At 73.6% G+C, this 14,434-nt stretch carries 8 protein-coding genes; 7 read left to right on the top strand and 1 reads right to left on the bottom strand.

The window, feature by feature from the left end; all coding sequences use genetic code 11:
- Window positions 1-139 precede the first annotated feature (139 nt).
- Window positions 140-1,351 (bottom strand): nucleotide sugar dehydrogenase, encoded by a 1,212-nt coding sequence (locus tag ACFVQG_RS34620; protein WP_383391442.1) that lies wholly within the window; start codon window positions 1,349-1,351, stop codon window positions 140-142.
- A gap of 261 nt (window positions 1,352-1,612) precedes the next feature.
- Here ACFVQG_RS34620 and ACFVQG_RS34615 point away from each other — a divergent pair, with 261 nt between their 5' ends.
- The 7 genes from ACFVQG_RS34615 (at window position 1,613) to ACFVQG_RS34585 (ending at window position 14,361) form a co-directional block, all read left to right on the top strand.
- Entirely contained in the window at window positions 1,613-3,319 is a 1,707-nt protein-coding gene (locus ACFVQG_RS34615) for a glycerol-3-phosphate dehydrogenase/oxidase (RefSeq protein ID WP_383391440.1), read from the top strand.
- A 162-nt stretch (window positions 3,320-3,481) separates the two neighbouring features.
- The gene (locus tag ACFVQG_RS34610; protein WP_383391773.1) at window positions 3,482-5,455 is read left to right on the top strand and encodes a serine/threonine-protein kinase; all 1,974 of its coding nucleotides are present in this window, start codon (window positions 3,482-3,484) and stop codon (window positions 5,453-5,455) included.
- A gap of 165 nt (window positions 5,456-5,620) precedes the next feature.
- Entirely contained in the window at window positions 5,621-8,194 is a 2,574-nt protein-coding gene (locus tag ACFVQG_RS34605) for a protein kinase (protein WP_383391438.1), read from the top strand.
- A 152-nt stretch (window positions 8,195-8,346) separates the two neighbouring features.
- Window positions 8,347-10,014 (top strand): serine/threonine-protein kinase, encoded by a 1,668-nt coding sequence (locus ACFVQG_RS34600; protein ID WP_383391436.1) that lies wholly within the window; start codon window positions 8,347-8,349, stop codon window positions 10,012-10,014.
- 81 nt (window positions 10,015-10,095) lie between these two features.
- Window positions 10,096-11,265, top strand: a complete 1,170-nt coding sequence (locus ACFVQG_RS34595; RefSeq protein WP_383391432.1) for a serine/threonine-protein kinase — start codon at window positions 10,096-10,098, stop codon at window positions 11,263-11,265.
- A gap of 81 nt (window positions 11,266-11,346) precedes the next feature.
- A complete protein-coding gene (locus ACFVQG_RS34590; RefSeq protein ID WP_383391429.1) occupies window positions 11,347-13,002 on the top strand; it encodes a serine/threonine-protein kinase in 1,656 nt (551 codons plus the stop codon).
- 3 nt (window positions 13,003-13,005) lie between these two features.
- Entirely contained in the window at window positions 13,006-14,361 is a 1,356-nt protein-coding gene (locus tag ACFVQG_RS34585; protein ID WP_383391426.1) for a serine/threonine-protein kinase, read from the top strand.
- Window positions 14,362-14,434 lie beyond the last annotated feature (73 nt).

Genomic DNA, 14,434 nt, shown 5'->3' with positions numbered 1-14,434 from the left:
CGCGTGGTGTGGGAGGGGGCGTGGTTGACGTGCCCGCGCCGCTCCCCGTAGGCGACCAGCCGCTGGTGCCCGTATGCGACCAGCCACTGGTGCCCGTATGCGACCAGCCGCTGGTGCCCGCCCACCCGCGCGCCCCCCTTCACAACCGATGCGCCGCCCCCGTGGGCGTAGCCCCCCGTGTGTCCAGCAGGAGCTGGGCCTTCACCGACAGGCCCTGGAGGTCGTACGTGCGGTGCTGCTGGAGGAGGATCGTGAGGTCGGCGTCGGCGGCGGCCTCGTAGAGGGAGTCCGCGCGGGGGATGGGGCGGTCGGTGACGCTCCAGGTGGGGACGTGGGGGTCGTGGTAGCTGACCGAGGCGCCGAGGTCCAGCAGGCGCAGGGCGATCTCGCGGGCGGGGGTGGACTGCTGGTCGGCGAGGTCGGGTTTGTAGGTGACGCCGAGCAGGAGGACGCGGGCGCCGCGGGCGGACTTGCCGTGCTCGTTGAGGAGGGTGGCGGCGCGCTGGACGACGTAGCGGGGCATCTGGCTGTTGACCTGCTCGGCGAGTTCCACCATGCGCAGCGGGCGGCTGGCGTGTCCGGCGAGGTCCTGGGGGGCGGCGTGGCCGCCGACGCCGGGGCCGGGGCGGAAGGCCTGGTAGCCGAAGGGCTTGGTCTCGGCGCAGCGGATGACGTCCCACAGGTCGACGCCCAGCTCGTGGCAGAGGACGGCCATCTCGTTGACGAGGGCGATGTTGACGTGCCGGAAGTTGGTCTCCAGGACCTGCACGGTCTCGGCCTCGCGCAGGCCACGCGCGCGTACCACCTTGTCGGTGAGCCGTCCGTAGAAGGCGGCGGCCGACTCGGTGCAGGCGGGGGTGAGGCCGCCGATGACCTTCGGGGTGTTGGCCGGGGTGAAGTCGCGGTTGCCGGGGTCGACACGGCTGGGGGAGTGGGCGAGGTGGAAGTCGCGGCCCGCGCGGAGTCCGGAGCCCTCTTCCAGCAGGGGGCGCAGGAAGTCCTCCGTGGTGCCGGGAGGGACCGGGGACTCCAGGATCACCGTGGTGTGCGGGCGCAGCCGGGCGGCCAGGGTGCGGGCGGCGGCTGCCACCTGGCCGAGGTCGGGTCGGCCGCCGTCGGGGCCGTGCGGGGTCGGCGCGCAGATGACCGCGGTGCGCACCCGGCCCAGCTCGGCCGGTCCCACGGCGTGCCGGAAGCCCCCCGAGACCATCCGGCGCAGTTCGGCGGGGCTGAGGGAACTCGCCTCGGGACCGGTGCGGTAGCCGATGGTGGGGATGCCGGCGGCGACGGCGGCCTGGGCCAGCGGCAGGCCGAGCGGGCCGAGTCCGATGACGGCGAGATCTGCGGGCATGGCGTGGGCCGTCCTTCCCAGTAGCCGAAGCGGGACAGGTGCGCAAGCCCTGTGGACAGAACGAGCTAGCGCAATGTCACACTAGGGGTAAATATGACCGATGTGCGGGATTGGGCGTGCGCGCTTCCAGGGGTGTTGTCCACAGGCTGCGGATGACTGGTGGCTGAAGTCGGGCAACCCGGTCAGAATTTGGGCAGGGGGATGCGGACCGGGCTTCGCCACACGGGTGCGGCCGACGCGACCGATGAGCGGGAGGCAGCGGTGAGGACAGCGACACTGGGACCGGCGCAGCGTGCCGAGTCACTCGCGGCCATGGCCGAGCGCGAGCTGGACATACTGGTCGTGGGCGGCGGTGTGGTCGGCGCGGGCACCGCGCTGGACGCGGTCACCCGAGGCCTGTCCACCGGCCTGGTCGAGGCCCGTGACTGGGCGTCGGGCACCTCCAGCAGGTCCAGCAAGCTGGTCCACGGCGGCCTGCGCTATCTGGAGATGCTCGACTTCGCGCTGGTCCGCGAGGCGCTGAAGGAGCGCGGGCTGCTGCTGGAGCGGCTCGCCCCGCACCTGGTGAAGCCGGTGCCGTTCCTCTACCCCCTCCGGCACCAGGGCTGGGAGCGGCTGTACGCGGGCTCGGGCGTCGCGCTCTACGACGCCATGTCGATGGCCCGCGGCCACGGCCGAGGGCTGCCCATGCACCGTCACCTGTCCCGCCGTCACGCTCTGCGCGTGGCGCCCGCCTTGAAGAAGGACACGCTGGTCGGCGCGCTCCAGTACTACGACGCCCAGATGGACGACGCCCGTTTCGTCGCCACCCTGGTGCGCACCGCGGCGGCGTACGGCGCGAAGGCGGCCAACCGTGCGCGGGTCACCGGCTTCCTGCGCGAGGGGGAGCGGGTCGTCGGCGCCCGGGTGCAGGACGTCGAGGCGGGCGGCGAGTACGAGATCCGCGCCAAGCAGATCGTCAACGCCACCGGTGTGTGGACCGACGACACCCAGGCCATGGTGGGCGAGCGCGGGCAGTTCCACGTCCGGGCCTCCAAGGGCATCCACCTCGTCGTCCCCAAGGACCGTATTCACTCCACCAGCGGACTGATCCTGCGCACCGAGAAGTCCGTGCTGTTCGTCATCCCGTGGGGACGGCACTGGATCATCGGCACCACCGACACCGACTGGGACCTCGACAAGGCCCACCCGGCCGCCTCCAGCGCCGACATCGACTATCTGCTGGAGCATGTGAACTCCGTCCTCGCGGTCCCGCTCACCCGCGACGACGTCCAGGGTGTCTACGCCGGGCTGCGCCCGCTGCTCGCCGGTGAGTCGGACGCCACCAGCAAGCTGTCGCGCGAGCACACCGTCGCCCATCCGGTGCCGGGTCTTGTCGTCGTCGCGGGCGGCAAGTACACGACGTACCGGGTGATGGCCAAGGACGCCGTCGACGAGGCCGTGCACGGGCTGGACCTGCGGGTCGCCGACTGTGTCACCGAGGACGTGCCCCTGCTGGGCGCCGAGGGGTACCGGGCGCTGTGGAACGCGCGGGCGCGGACCGCCGCCCGCACCGGGCTCCACGTGGTGCGCGTGGAGCACCTGCTCAACCGGTACGGCTCGCTGACCGAGGAGATACTCGAACTCGTCGCCGCCGACCCCTCGCTGGGCGAGCCGCTGAAGTCGGCCGACGACTACCTTCGCGCCGAAGTGGTGTACGCCGCCTCGCACGAGGGCGCGCGGCACCTGGACGACGTACTCACCCGGCGCACCCGCATCTCCATCGAGACCTTCGACCGCGGCACGCGCTGTGCCCGGGAGGCGGCGGAGCTGATGGCGCCGGTGCTGGGCTGGGACAAGGACCACATCGAGCGGGAGATCGAGCACTACGAGAAGCGGGTCGAGGCCGAACGCGAGTCGCAGCGCCAGCCCGACGATCTGACGGCGGACGCGGCGCGGCTGGGAGCGCCGGACATAGTGCCCCTGTAGGCGCTGGAATCCGTGGCTGGGACTCGTCTGCGGAGGGTTGGATTCCGGGTGGGGGTGGGGTCCGTGGGGGTGGGTGGGGTCTGAGGGACACCCTGGGCGTTGGGCGGTTGTCGGGTGAGGGACAATGGAGGCTCTGTCAGGGCGGGTTGCATGAGGGGACGCATGTCGGAGGCGGAGCGGGCGGGTACATCTCGTCAGGAGACTCGTCAGGACAACCACGAGCGTCTTCTCGCCGGTCGGTACCGGCTGGGCGGAGTGCTCGGTCGCGGCGGTATGGGCACGGTGTGGCGCGCGGAGGACGAAACCCTCGGCCGCACGGTGGCCGTCAAGGAGCTGCGCTTCCCGTCGAGCATCGACGAGGAGGAGAAGCGCCGACTGATCACCCGGACCCTGCGCGAGGCCAAGGCCATCGCGCGGATCCGCAACAACAGCGCGGTGACGGTCTACGACGTCGTCCAGGAGGACGACCGGCCCTGGATCGTGATGGAACTCGTCGAGGGCAAGTCGCTCGCCGAGGTCATCCGGGAGGACGGCCTGCTGGAGCCCCGGCGCGCCGCCGAGGTGGGCCTGGCCGTGCTCGACGTGCTGCGCTCGGCGCACCGCGAGGGCATCCTGCACCGTGACGTGAAGCCGTCCAACGTGCTGATCGCGGAGGACGGCCGGGTGGTGCTCACCGACTTCGGCATCGCCCAGGTCGAGGGCGACCCCTCCATCACCTCCACCGGCATGCTCGTCGGCGCCCCCTCCTACATCTCCCCGGAGCGCGCCCGCGGTCACAAGCCCGGCCCGGCCGCCGACCTCTGGTCGCTCGGCGGACTGCTCTACGCCGCCGTCGAGGGCACCCCGCCGTACGACAAGGGCTCCGCGATCGCCACCCTCACCGCGGTGATGACCGAGCCGCTGGAGGAGCCGAAGAACGCGGGCCCGCTGCGGGACGTCATCTACGGCCTGCTCACCAAGGACCCGGCCGAGCGGCTCGACGACGCGGGCGCCCGTGCGCTGCTCAACTCCGTCATCCACGCCCCCGAACCGGCGGCGGCCGAGCCCGCCGACGCCACCAAGGTCGTACCGCTGCCTCCGCAGCCGGAGGGGCCCGCGGGCGGCGGCGCGGGCGAGCGGCTGCGCGGTGCGCTGCGCGCCACCCGGAAGGCGGCCGTGGCGGCGGGCGCGGCCGGGGCGGCCAAGGCGGGCGCGGCGGACACCGAGAGGGCTCGGCAGGGCGCCGGGAGCGGTGCCGGTGGTGCAGCCGCCGCCGCGGGTGCCACCGCCGTCAGCGGCCCGGCCGCCAACCCGGCCGCCGGTGGGCGCAGTTCCGGCTGGCCCGTGATGACGCCGCCGCCGGATGTCGCGCCCAGGTCCGTGCCCAGGGCGCCGCTGACCGATGTGGTGCCGCGGCGGACGCTGGTGGTCATCGCGGTGGTCGTGGTGCTCGCCGTGCTCGGCACCGTCCTGGCGCTCACCCTCGGCGACGGCGACGACGACAAGAACTCCGGTGGCGGCGGCACCGCCGCCACCGCCAGCGCCGACACCAAGGACGACGACAAGGGCGGCGTCGCCGCCGACGGCGAGGCCACGGCCGGTCAGTCGCCGAGCGGCAGCGCCGCGGCACCGGGCGGCGGCGCCGACTCCGACGGCTCCGGGAAGTCGGACGACGACGGGGAGAGGTCGGAGGGCTCCGAGGACTCCAAGGACGGTGCCGACGAGGGCGCCAAGTCGACCCACCAGGGCGACCAGGGGTACTCGATCGGGCTGCCCGCCGGGTGGAAGTACCAGTCGTCCGACGCGGCCGGGGACCGCTTCACCGGGCCCCACGGGCAGAAGCTGCTGGTCGCCTGGACGTCCACGCCCAAGGGCGACCCCGTCGCGGACTGGGAGAACCAGGAGGGCTACATGACGCGCTCCCAGTACACCCGGATCCGAATAGAGGAGGTGGACTACCGCGGTTGGAACACGGCTGACTGGGAGTTCACCTACGTCGACGGCGGGACGAAGTACCGGACGATCGACCGTGGTTTCGTCGTCGACGACAGTCAGGGCTACGCGCTGATGTACACCGCCAAGGCCGCTGAATGGGACAGCGCGTTGCGAAGGAGTACATGGCGGACACTCACGAAGACCTTCCAACCGAAGTCCTGACCGGGGCGATTACCAGGTTTGCGGCGTGAGATCTGGCATCCCCTCTTTGTAGGTTGCCTCCGGCACGTATCGTGAGTGGTTGCGAACCGTACGCATCCGGAAAGACTCCGGAACGGGACGCCAGACGAACGGAATTGACCAGCCAGGCGGCCGGGGGAGGCCAACGTGGACGACTATGCGGGCCGGGTCCTCGCCGACCGCTACCGCCTGCCGCTGCCGCCCTCCGAGGAGTACGAACTTACCGAGACCCGGGCCTTCGACACCTACAGCGGTCAGGAAGTCCTGGTCCGGCAGGTGCCGTTGCCGGAGGTCGTCGAGGCGGAGGTGCTCGACGCCGAAGGGCTGCCCGAGGGCTTCACCCGGCGTGACCGGGGGACGGCGGCCCGGCGGCCCACGGCCCGCGGCGGCACCCGCAGGCCCACCGATCCGGTGGTCCGGCGGGCCATGGAGGCGGCGCAGGCCGCGGCCCGGATCCCCGACCACCCCCGGCTCGACCAGGTCTTCGACGTGTTCGCCGAGGGCGGCTCGCTGTGGATAGTGAGCGAACTGGTGGCCGCGCGCCCGCTCGCGGCCCTGCTCGCCGAGCAGCCGCTGACGCCGTACCGTGCCGCCGAGGTCGCCTCCGACGTGCTCATGGCGCTGCGGGTGCTGCACGCCCACGGCTGGGTGCACCGGAACATCACCGCGCGCACGGTGCTCGTCTGCGACGACGGCCGGATCATGCTGACCGGCCTGGCGGCCGGGGCGGCGGAGGAGGCGCTGTGCGGGTACGACCCGGTGCCGCACGAGGACGACGGCACCGACGGGGGCGAGGGCGCCGCTCCGGTCCCCGCCCCGCCCGGCCCCGCCGGGTCGCCCGGCGCCGATCCCGAGGCCGCGCGGCGGGCCGCGATCGAGGCCAGGGCGGCCGGACGGCTGCCGGTCGGCGGTGCGGACGGCGCCGGTGGCACGGGCGGTGGCGGTGCCTCCGCCGCGGTGGCGCGCCGGGCGCCGGAGAGCGGCGGCGGTGACATCCGGGCCGCGCGGGCCGGGGCCATCGCCGCGTACCGCGCGGGCGCGCGGGCGGCGGCCCGGGTGCAGGAGGCGCAGAACGGACGCGCCGCGCTGCCGGGTGCCCGCCCCGCCCCCGAGGGCGACCCGACGCCGTACGCCGCCCAGCAGGGCGCGCCGAATCCGCCCGAGGCCAGCGCGCCACCGGGTCAGATAGCCGACCCCTACGGCGTCCGCGCCGCCTCCTGGCACGGCGCGGCACCCCGCCCCGCCACGCCGGGCACCGCCCAGGGCTTCCCGGCGCAGAGCACCGGGCAGGACCCGGCGCAGAGCAACGGACAGAGCAACGGGATGGCCCAACTCGGGCCCGTACAGAGCCGTACGGCGCTCCCCGGCGGTGCCGCGACCGGTGCCATGGAGCCCGCGGGCGTGCAGGCGGTGCCGGGCCGCTGGGACGAGTCGGCCGCCGGGGCGCCCGCGCGGCGTGGGCCCGCCACCGCGCTGGCCGCCGAGCGGGCCCGGCAGGCACGGATGGCGGTCGTCGGGCCGGTCACCGAGCGCTGGGCGCCGGAGCAGGCCGGGCCGGTGCACGAGAACTGGCAGCTGGCCCCGCCCATCGGCCCCGCGACCGACCTGTGGGCGCTGGGCTCGCTGCTGTTCAGGGCCGTACAGGGACACGCGCCGTATCCGGAGGAGTCCACCGCCGAGCTGGTGCAGATGGTGTGCGCGGAGCCGCCCGCCTTCGCCGAGGAGTGCGGACCGCTGCGGCCGGTCGTGGAGTCGCTGCTGCGTCAGGACCCCACCGAGCGGCTGGACTTCGAGGAGCTGCGCGGCTGGCTGCGCTCGCTGGTGCGGTCCGCGCCCGAGCCGGAGGCCGGGCTGAACGTCGTCGCCGCGCCGCCGGTCGAGACCAGCCGTCTGCCGATCGTCCGCCGCCGGGGCGAACTGGTGCGCAGACGGCGTGCCGGGCTGCCCGCGACGCACGGGCGGCACAAGCGGGGCAAGCAGAAGTCCCGCTCCCCGCGCTCGCTCGGCCGGACGCTGCTGTTACTCGTCCTGCTGGCGCTGGCCGGGGCGATCGCGTACGCCGTCCTCTTCATGCCGAAGGCGGGCGAGGGCGGGGCGGACGGAACCGAACGCACCGGCGCGGCGGGCGAGGTGAGCGAGGCGCCCGCCGACCCGTCGCCGGAGGCGAGCAGTGAGCCCCGGCCCGACCAGACCGCGCCGCCCTCGGCGAGCGGTGGCGGCAGCCCGGACGAGTCGGAGGGCCAGACCCAGACCACCGGCCCCGAGGCCGCCGACGGCTTCACGCTGCGCACGGACGACGAGGGCTTCGAGATCGCCGTCGCCAAGGGCTGGCAGCGCACCCCGAAGAACGGCAGCGGCCAGGTCGTCTACTCCCGCGGCGACTTCGAGCTGATCGTCGTCCCCGGGCGGGACGGCACGGGCGAGTACGGCAGCGACCCGATGGTGTACCAGCGGGACCGGGAGCGCGAGCTGCAGCCGTACCGGGAGTCGACCTGGGCCACCGCCACCGGGCTGAAGTCCATCCAGGTGGGCGAGCGGTCCATGGCCGAGGGGCAGTTCACCTGGAGTGACGGCGAGGGCCGGGAGGTGTTCGTGCGCAACCTCGTGATCCTCATCGGCGACCGCTACCACGTGGTGCAGGTGCGCGGCCCGGAGACCGAACGGGACGAGGTGACAAGGCTGTTCGAGCAGGCCTCGACGACCTATCAGGTCACCGGCTGAACACTGGCGGTCAAGTCCCCTTTCGGTTCCCGTCCGTCACGGAAAGCGACAACCGTCACAGTGCGGTCTCCTTGGGCCCGTGCAGGTTCCCCGGATGGGTGAGGGTCCCTAACCTGAACCTGTCAAGAACATTGCGGGGAAACGTGGATCAGATGCAGGGCCTGCTTGTCGCGGGCCGCTACCGGCTCGCCGACATCATCGGCAGCGGCGGCATGGGCCGGGTGTGGCGCGCCCACGACGAGGTGCTGCACCGGGCCGTCGCCATCAAGGAACTGACCGCCGCGCACTATGTCTCCGAGAGCGACCAGGAGCGCCTCCTGGCCCGCACCCGCGCGGAGGCGCGCGCCGCCGCGCGGATCAACCACTCCGCCGTCGTCACCGTGCACGACGTCCTCGACCACGACAGCCGCCCATGGATCGTGATGGAGCTGGTCGAGGGCCACTCGCTGGCCGACGCGGTCAAGGAGGGTGGTCGCCTCGCCCCGGCCGAGGCCGCCCGGATCGGCCTGTGGGTGCTGCGCGCCCTGCGCGCCGCGCACACCGCCGGTGTCCTGCACCGCGACATCAAGCCCGGCAACGTCCTGCTCGCCCGCGACGGACGCGTCCTGCTCACGGACTTCGGCATCGCGCAGATCGAGGGCGACAACACCATCACCCGCACCGGAGAGGTCGTCGGCTCCGTCGACTACCTCGCCCCCGAGCGGGTCCGCGGCCACGACCCGGGCCCCGCCTCCGACCTCTGGGCGCTCGGCGCGACGCTGTACACGGCGGTGGAGGGCAGATCGCCGTTCCGGCGGACCTCGCCGCTGTCCACCATGCAGGCCGTCGTCGAGGAGGACGCCGACCAGGCGCGCTACGCCGGTCCGCTCGCGCCCGTCATCACCGCGCTGCTGCGCAAGGATCCGGCCGAACGGCCCGACTCGGCGGCGGCCGAACGGATGCTGGCCGAGGCGGCGGAGGGACGGCGGCCCCGCGAGGCCCAGGAGTATGTGCCGACCGGCCACGCCGTGCCCCCGGGCCCCGTGACCGGGCCGACCGCCACGACCGGAGTGCTCGCGGCGAGCGGGCCCGGCACCGTCCGTGACACGCGGGCGCACACGAGGGCGGCGATGCCCGGCGCCGGTGCCCCGCCGCCCGTGCGGTCCCGGCGGCAGCGGCTGCGCACGCTAGCCCTGGTCGTCGTACTCGCCGCACTGGTCGGTGGCGGCACGGCGGTGGGGATCATGGCGTGGGACGAGGGGCGGCAGCAGCGGGGCGACGGCGGTACGTCGGTGTCCGCGTCGCCCACCCCTACGCCCACCCCCACCCCCACGCCCTCCGACTCCGTCTCCCCGACGCCCGACTCCGGTGGCGGCGCGCTGCCCGACGGCTGGGTGCGCAAGGAGGACCCGGCGGGCTTCAGCCTGGCGCTGCCCGGCGCGGACTGGGAACGGGTGGAGTCCGGCGGGCAGATCGACTACACGCCCGACGGCGGCCGGACCTTCATCCGGATCGCCGTCGACGACTCCCCGGACTTCGCCAGCCCCTACGACCATGTGGTCGACCTCGAACAGCAGCTCCAGCGGCTCGTCGACTACCAGCGGGTGACCCTGGAGGAGAACGTCTACCGGGACCGGCCCGGCGCGCTGTGGGAGTACACCTGGACCGCGCTGGCCAAGGACACCGAGTTCCCCGGGCCGCGGCACGCCATCGACCAGATCTACTTCGACCGGGAGGGCACGGAGTACGCGATCTACATGTCCTCCCCGGCGGCGGACTGGGAGACGACGCGCGAGCAGTTCCGGACGGTACTGCAGGGATGGCGGCCGGGGGTGGCCTGAGCCCGCTCGGGCGTCGGTTGTCGGCCAACTTCGTGCCCGCGTAACGGAGTCGGTCTCTCCGTCTGCGGCATCATGAGACGCATGGGGACCGAGGGGTCGGACGGGCGTGTCATAGCGGGCCGTTACCGGCTGGAGGCGCCGCTCGGGCGGGGCGGCATGGGCGTCGTCTGGCGGGCCAGGGACCAGCTGCTCGGCCGCCGGGTCGCGGTCAAGGAGCTGTTCCTCGATCCCTCCCTCACCGCCGAGGAGGCCCGGCGGCAGCGGGAGAGCACCCTGCGCGAGGCGCGGGCGGTGGCCCGGCTGCGGCACCCGAACATCATCGTCGTACACGATGTGGTGGAGCACGACGAACGGCCCTACCTGGTCATGGAGTTCGTGGACGGCGACTCCCTCGCCGACCGGATCGCCGGGAACGGGCCCCTCGACGTGCGTGAGGCCGCGCGGATCGGCATCGGACTGCTCGGCGCGCTGCGCACCGCCCATGCGGCCGGGGTGCTGCACCGCGACATCAAGCCCGCCAACGTGCTGGTCGAGTCCGGCACCGACCGGGTCGTCCTCACCGACTTCGGGGTGGCCCAGATCCCCGGCGCCACCACGCTCACCGAGAGCGGCACCTTCGTCGGCTCGCCCGAGTACACCGCGCCCGAGCGGATGTCCGGGGGCGGCACGAGTCCCGCCGCCGATCTGTGGTCGCTGGGCGCGCTGCTGTGCGCGGCGCTGAGCGGGCGGTCGCCGTTCCACCGGGACTCGCTGGGCGGCGTCCTGCACGCCGTGCTGTCGGACGAGATCCGGCCGCCCGCGCAGGCCGGGCCGCTGCTGCCGGTGCTGCGCGGGCTGCTGGAGCGCGACCCGGACCGGCGGCTGGACGCGGTGGCGGCGGAGCGGATGCTGCGGGAGTTCCGGGTGACGGGGCGGGTGCCGGAACTACCGGTCCCCGAGGGTCCGGGGCGCCTGGTACGGCCGCGCAGAAGCGTTTTGGCGGCGGTGGTGCTGGTGGCCGCGGTCGCCGTCGCGGGGGTGTCGGCGGTGGCGCTGCTGGTCGGCGGGGACGGTACGCCGTTGGGCCCGACGCCGGGGACGGTGACGACCGTGACGACGACCGCGCCGTCCTCGGTCAAGCCCTCCGTGTCGCCCTCCGGAAGCGGTACGCATAGCGGTACACGCAGTGGTACGCATACCGGTACACGTAGTGGTACGCATACCGGTACACGCAGTGGTACGCACAGCGGTAGGCCCATAAATGGGAGATAAGCGGCAGCCTGCGTCACGGGTCTGTGACCGCGCGAGCCCCGAAGTGGATACGGGAGCGCCCGGCGCGATATGCATGAGGCCATGAGCAACAACGGGGGAGCCCGCTACGGGGCCGACGAGCCGACGAGTTTTGGTCTGCAACCGCCGAACCCGCCCGCGGGTATGCCGCACCCGGACAACCCCTACCTGGCGCCCACCCAGGTCGTGCCGCCGCAGCCGCAGGCCGTCCCGCCCGTCGAGGACCCCGGCGCCGGGCGGCTGATCGCCGGACGCTACCGGCTGATCGCCAAGCTCGGGCACGGCGGCATGGGCACGGTCTGGCGCGCCAAGGACGAGACGGTGGACCGGGAGGTGGCGGTCAAGGAGCCGCGCGTGCCGGACCATCTTCCCGAGCGTGAACGGGCCAACGCCTTCGAGCGGATGCGCCGCGAGGCCCGCGCCGCGGCCCGGCTCGACCACCCCGCGGTGGTGAACGTGCATGACGTCGCGGTCGTGGACGGCCAGCCGTGGATCGTGATGGAGCTGGTGCAGGGACGTTCCCTCGGCGCCGCGCTCCAGGAGGGCACGCTCGACGCGCGCGAGGCCGCCCGGATCGGCCTGGAGGTGCTCGGCGCGCTGGAGGCCGCGCACGCGGCGGGCATCCTGCACCGGGACGTGAAGCCGGACAACGTCCTGCTCGGGCGGCACGACCGGGTCGTCCTCACGGACTTCGGCATCGCCCAGATCGAGGGCGAGACCAACCTCACCGACACCGGCGGCTTCGTCGGCTCCCCCGAGTACATCGCCCCGGAGCGGGTGCTCGGCCAGCGCCCCGGCCCCGCCTCCGACCTGTGGTCGCTGGGCGTCGTGCTGTACGCGGCGACGGAGGGCGTGTCGCCGTTCCGGCGCAGCAACACGCCCGCCACCCTGCAGTCCGTCCTCAACGCCACGCCCGCGCCGCCCGCGTCCGCGCGGGGCCCGCTCGCCGACGCCATCAACGGCCTGCTCCAGAAGGACCCGGCCCACCGGCCGAACGCCGCCCAGGTGCGCGCCCTGCTGGAGGCCACCGCCAGCCCTCCGGCGCCGCCCGCGCAGACGCAGGTCGTGACCGTCGCCGGTGGCGCCGACCGGCCCGGCGTCCGGGTCGGCCGGGGGGTCCTGCTCGGGCTCGGCGCGGCGGTGGTCGCGGCGGCGGTGGCGGCGTATCTGGTGATCGCGGAGCCGTTCGCGGGGCCGTTGCCGGACGGGTGGAAGCAGCAGGACCTCGGCGCGAAGACCGGCGTCAGTGTCGCGCTGCCGGACGGGTTCGAGAAGCTGCCGCCCGCGGAGGACGCGGACGGGACGGTCGTGACGTACGCCGACCCCAGCGGACTGATGACGGTCACCGCCGACCGCGACATCAAGAAGGACGACAAGGACGACGCGCTGCCCACCAGGGCGCTCGACCAGGCCTACGCGGACTGGGAGACGCTCAAGGACGGTGAGTACGGCTGGGACATCGCCGCCGAGCCCGCCCCCGAGGGCGAGCCCAAGGAGACGACGTACAAGGAGAAGAAGGCCGCCGAGAACACCATCGTCTACTCGACCGACGACACCGAGAACCCGCGCAAGCGCGAGTACCGGATCTACTACTACGTCGCGGGCAACGGCGATCTGTACCGGCTCTCCATCGACGGCCCCGCCGAGGGCCACTTCGCCGACGACAGCCGTGCGATCGCGCGGATCGTCGTCGACAACTGGGACGTCAAGAGCCTGTAGACGATGACTGACGGCGGAGCACAGCGGGACGACGGACGACTGCTGGCCGGGCGCTACCGCCTCGTCGAGCGCCTCGGCTCCGGCGCCACGGGCACCGTCTGGCGGGCGTACGACGAACGGGCGGGCCGTGAGGTCGCCGTGAAGGAGCCCCGGTTACCGGGCGATCCGGAGGGCGAGGAGTACCGGCGCGCCGCCCACCGGCTCTACCGCGAGGCCCGCGCCGCCGCCCGCGTCGAGCATCCGTCGGCCGTGTCCGTGCACGACGTGGTGGTGGAGGAAGGCGACGGCGCGGACGGACTCCCCTGGATCGTCATGGAGTTGGTGCGCGGCGAGACCCTGGACCGGCTGATCGGGCGCGGCCCGCTCGATCCGCCGGAGGCGGCCCGGATAGGCCTCGCCGTACTGGGCGCCCTGCGCGCCGCGCACTCCGTCGGGATCGTGCACCGGGACGTGAAGCCCGCCAACGTGCTGGTCGAGTCGGGCAGCGGGCGGGTCGTCGTCACCGACTTCGGGATGGCGAACGGGGGCGACGGCGACGAGGGGTTCGTCGCGCCCGAGCGGATCGCGGGGCGGGGCGCGGGTCCGGCGTCCGACCTGTGGTCGCTGGGGGCGCTGCTGGCCGCGTCCGTCGAGGGCGGGGGTGTGCTGGAACCGCTGATCGCGCGGTTGCGGGCGGTGGATCCCGCGCGGCGGCCGGAGCCGGGGGAAGCGGCGGCGACGCTCGCGGCGGTGGCGGGCGAGGAGGTCGCGGCGCCGGTGCCTGAGCCGGAGCCCGTGGCGGAACCGGTTCCCGGGGTGGAGGCGCCCCGCCGCCGTCTTCGTCGTCCCGCCGTTCTCGTCCTCCTCGGCACGCTCCTCCTCGCCGTCATCTGGCTGGGCGCCACCGATACAGCTGATACGGCTGATATTTGGGCGAAGCACTACGAGAAGGACATGAACGTCGTCCTCGCCCTCCCCAGGGCCTACCAGGAGTCCATGAGGCGGGGCGGCGCCGCCCACCCGCCCCGCCTGGTCGTCTACGCCGACGCCGAGAAGCCCGTCCAGGTCCGCCTCACCCAGTGGGACACGGCCCCCCGCTCCCCGATGAGTCAGGCGCGCCGGGCGCACGAGGCCTGGGAGGGCGCCCGCACGCACTACGCCCGCACCCGCATGCGGGGTTACGAGGCGGTGCTCGCCGACACCACGCACCACCAGGGCGGCTCCCCGGTCCCGACCCGTGTGCTGGAACTGCTGATCCGCACCGACGACCGCCGCATGTACCAACTGCGCGTCGACATGCCCAAGGGCACCGCGAACGAGCGCGAGGGCACGGCGGTGTTCGAGGGCGCCCGTGATCGGCTCGAGATCGGAAACGACTGAACGCGTATGGAACGACGCCCTGATCAGGGCGTTTGTTGCCAGCGTTCACTGGCGTGTTGTGTGCAGTCGGTGA

The sequence above is a fragment of the Streptomyces sp. NPDC057877 genome (genome assembly GCF_042796855.1).
In the GTDB taxonomy this organism is placed as follows: Bacteria; Actinomycetota; Actinomycetes; order Streptomycetales; family Streptomycetaceae; genus Streptomyces.
This window is presented reverse-complemented; position numbering and strand designations above follow the sequence as displayed.

Coding starts and splice junctions, on each gene's coding strand:
- ACFVQG_RS34620 (WP_383391442.1), bottom strand. CDS start 1,351: ATGCCCGCAGATCTCGCCGTCATCGGACTCGGCCCGCTCGGCCTGCCG.
- ACFVQG_RS34610 (WP_383391773.1), top strand. CDS start 3,482: ATGTCGGAGGCGGAGCGGGCGGGTACATCTCGTCAGGAGACTCGTCAG.
- ACFVQG_RS34600 (WP_383391436.1), top strand. CDS start 8,347: ATGCAGGGCCTGCTTGTCGCGGGCCGCTACCGGCTCGCCGACATCATC.
- ACFVQG_RS34595 (WP_383391432.1), top strand. CDS start 10,096: ATGGGGACCGAGGGGTCGGACGGGCGTGTCATAGCGGGCCGTTACCGG.
- ACFVQG_RS34590 (WP_383391429.1), top strand. CDS start 11,347: ATGAGCAACAACGGGGGAGCCCGCTACGGGGCCGACGAGCCGACGAGT.
- ACFVQG_RS34585 (WP_383391426.1), top strand. CDS start 13,006: ATGACTGACGGCGGAGCACAGCGGGACGACGGACGACTGCTGGCCGGG.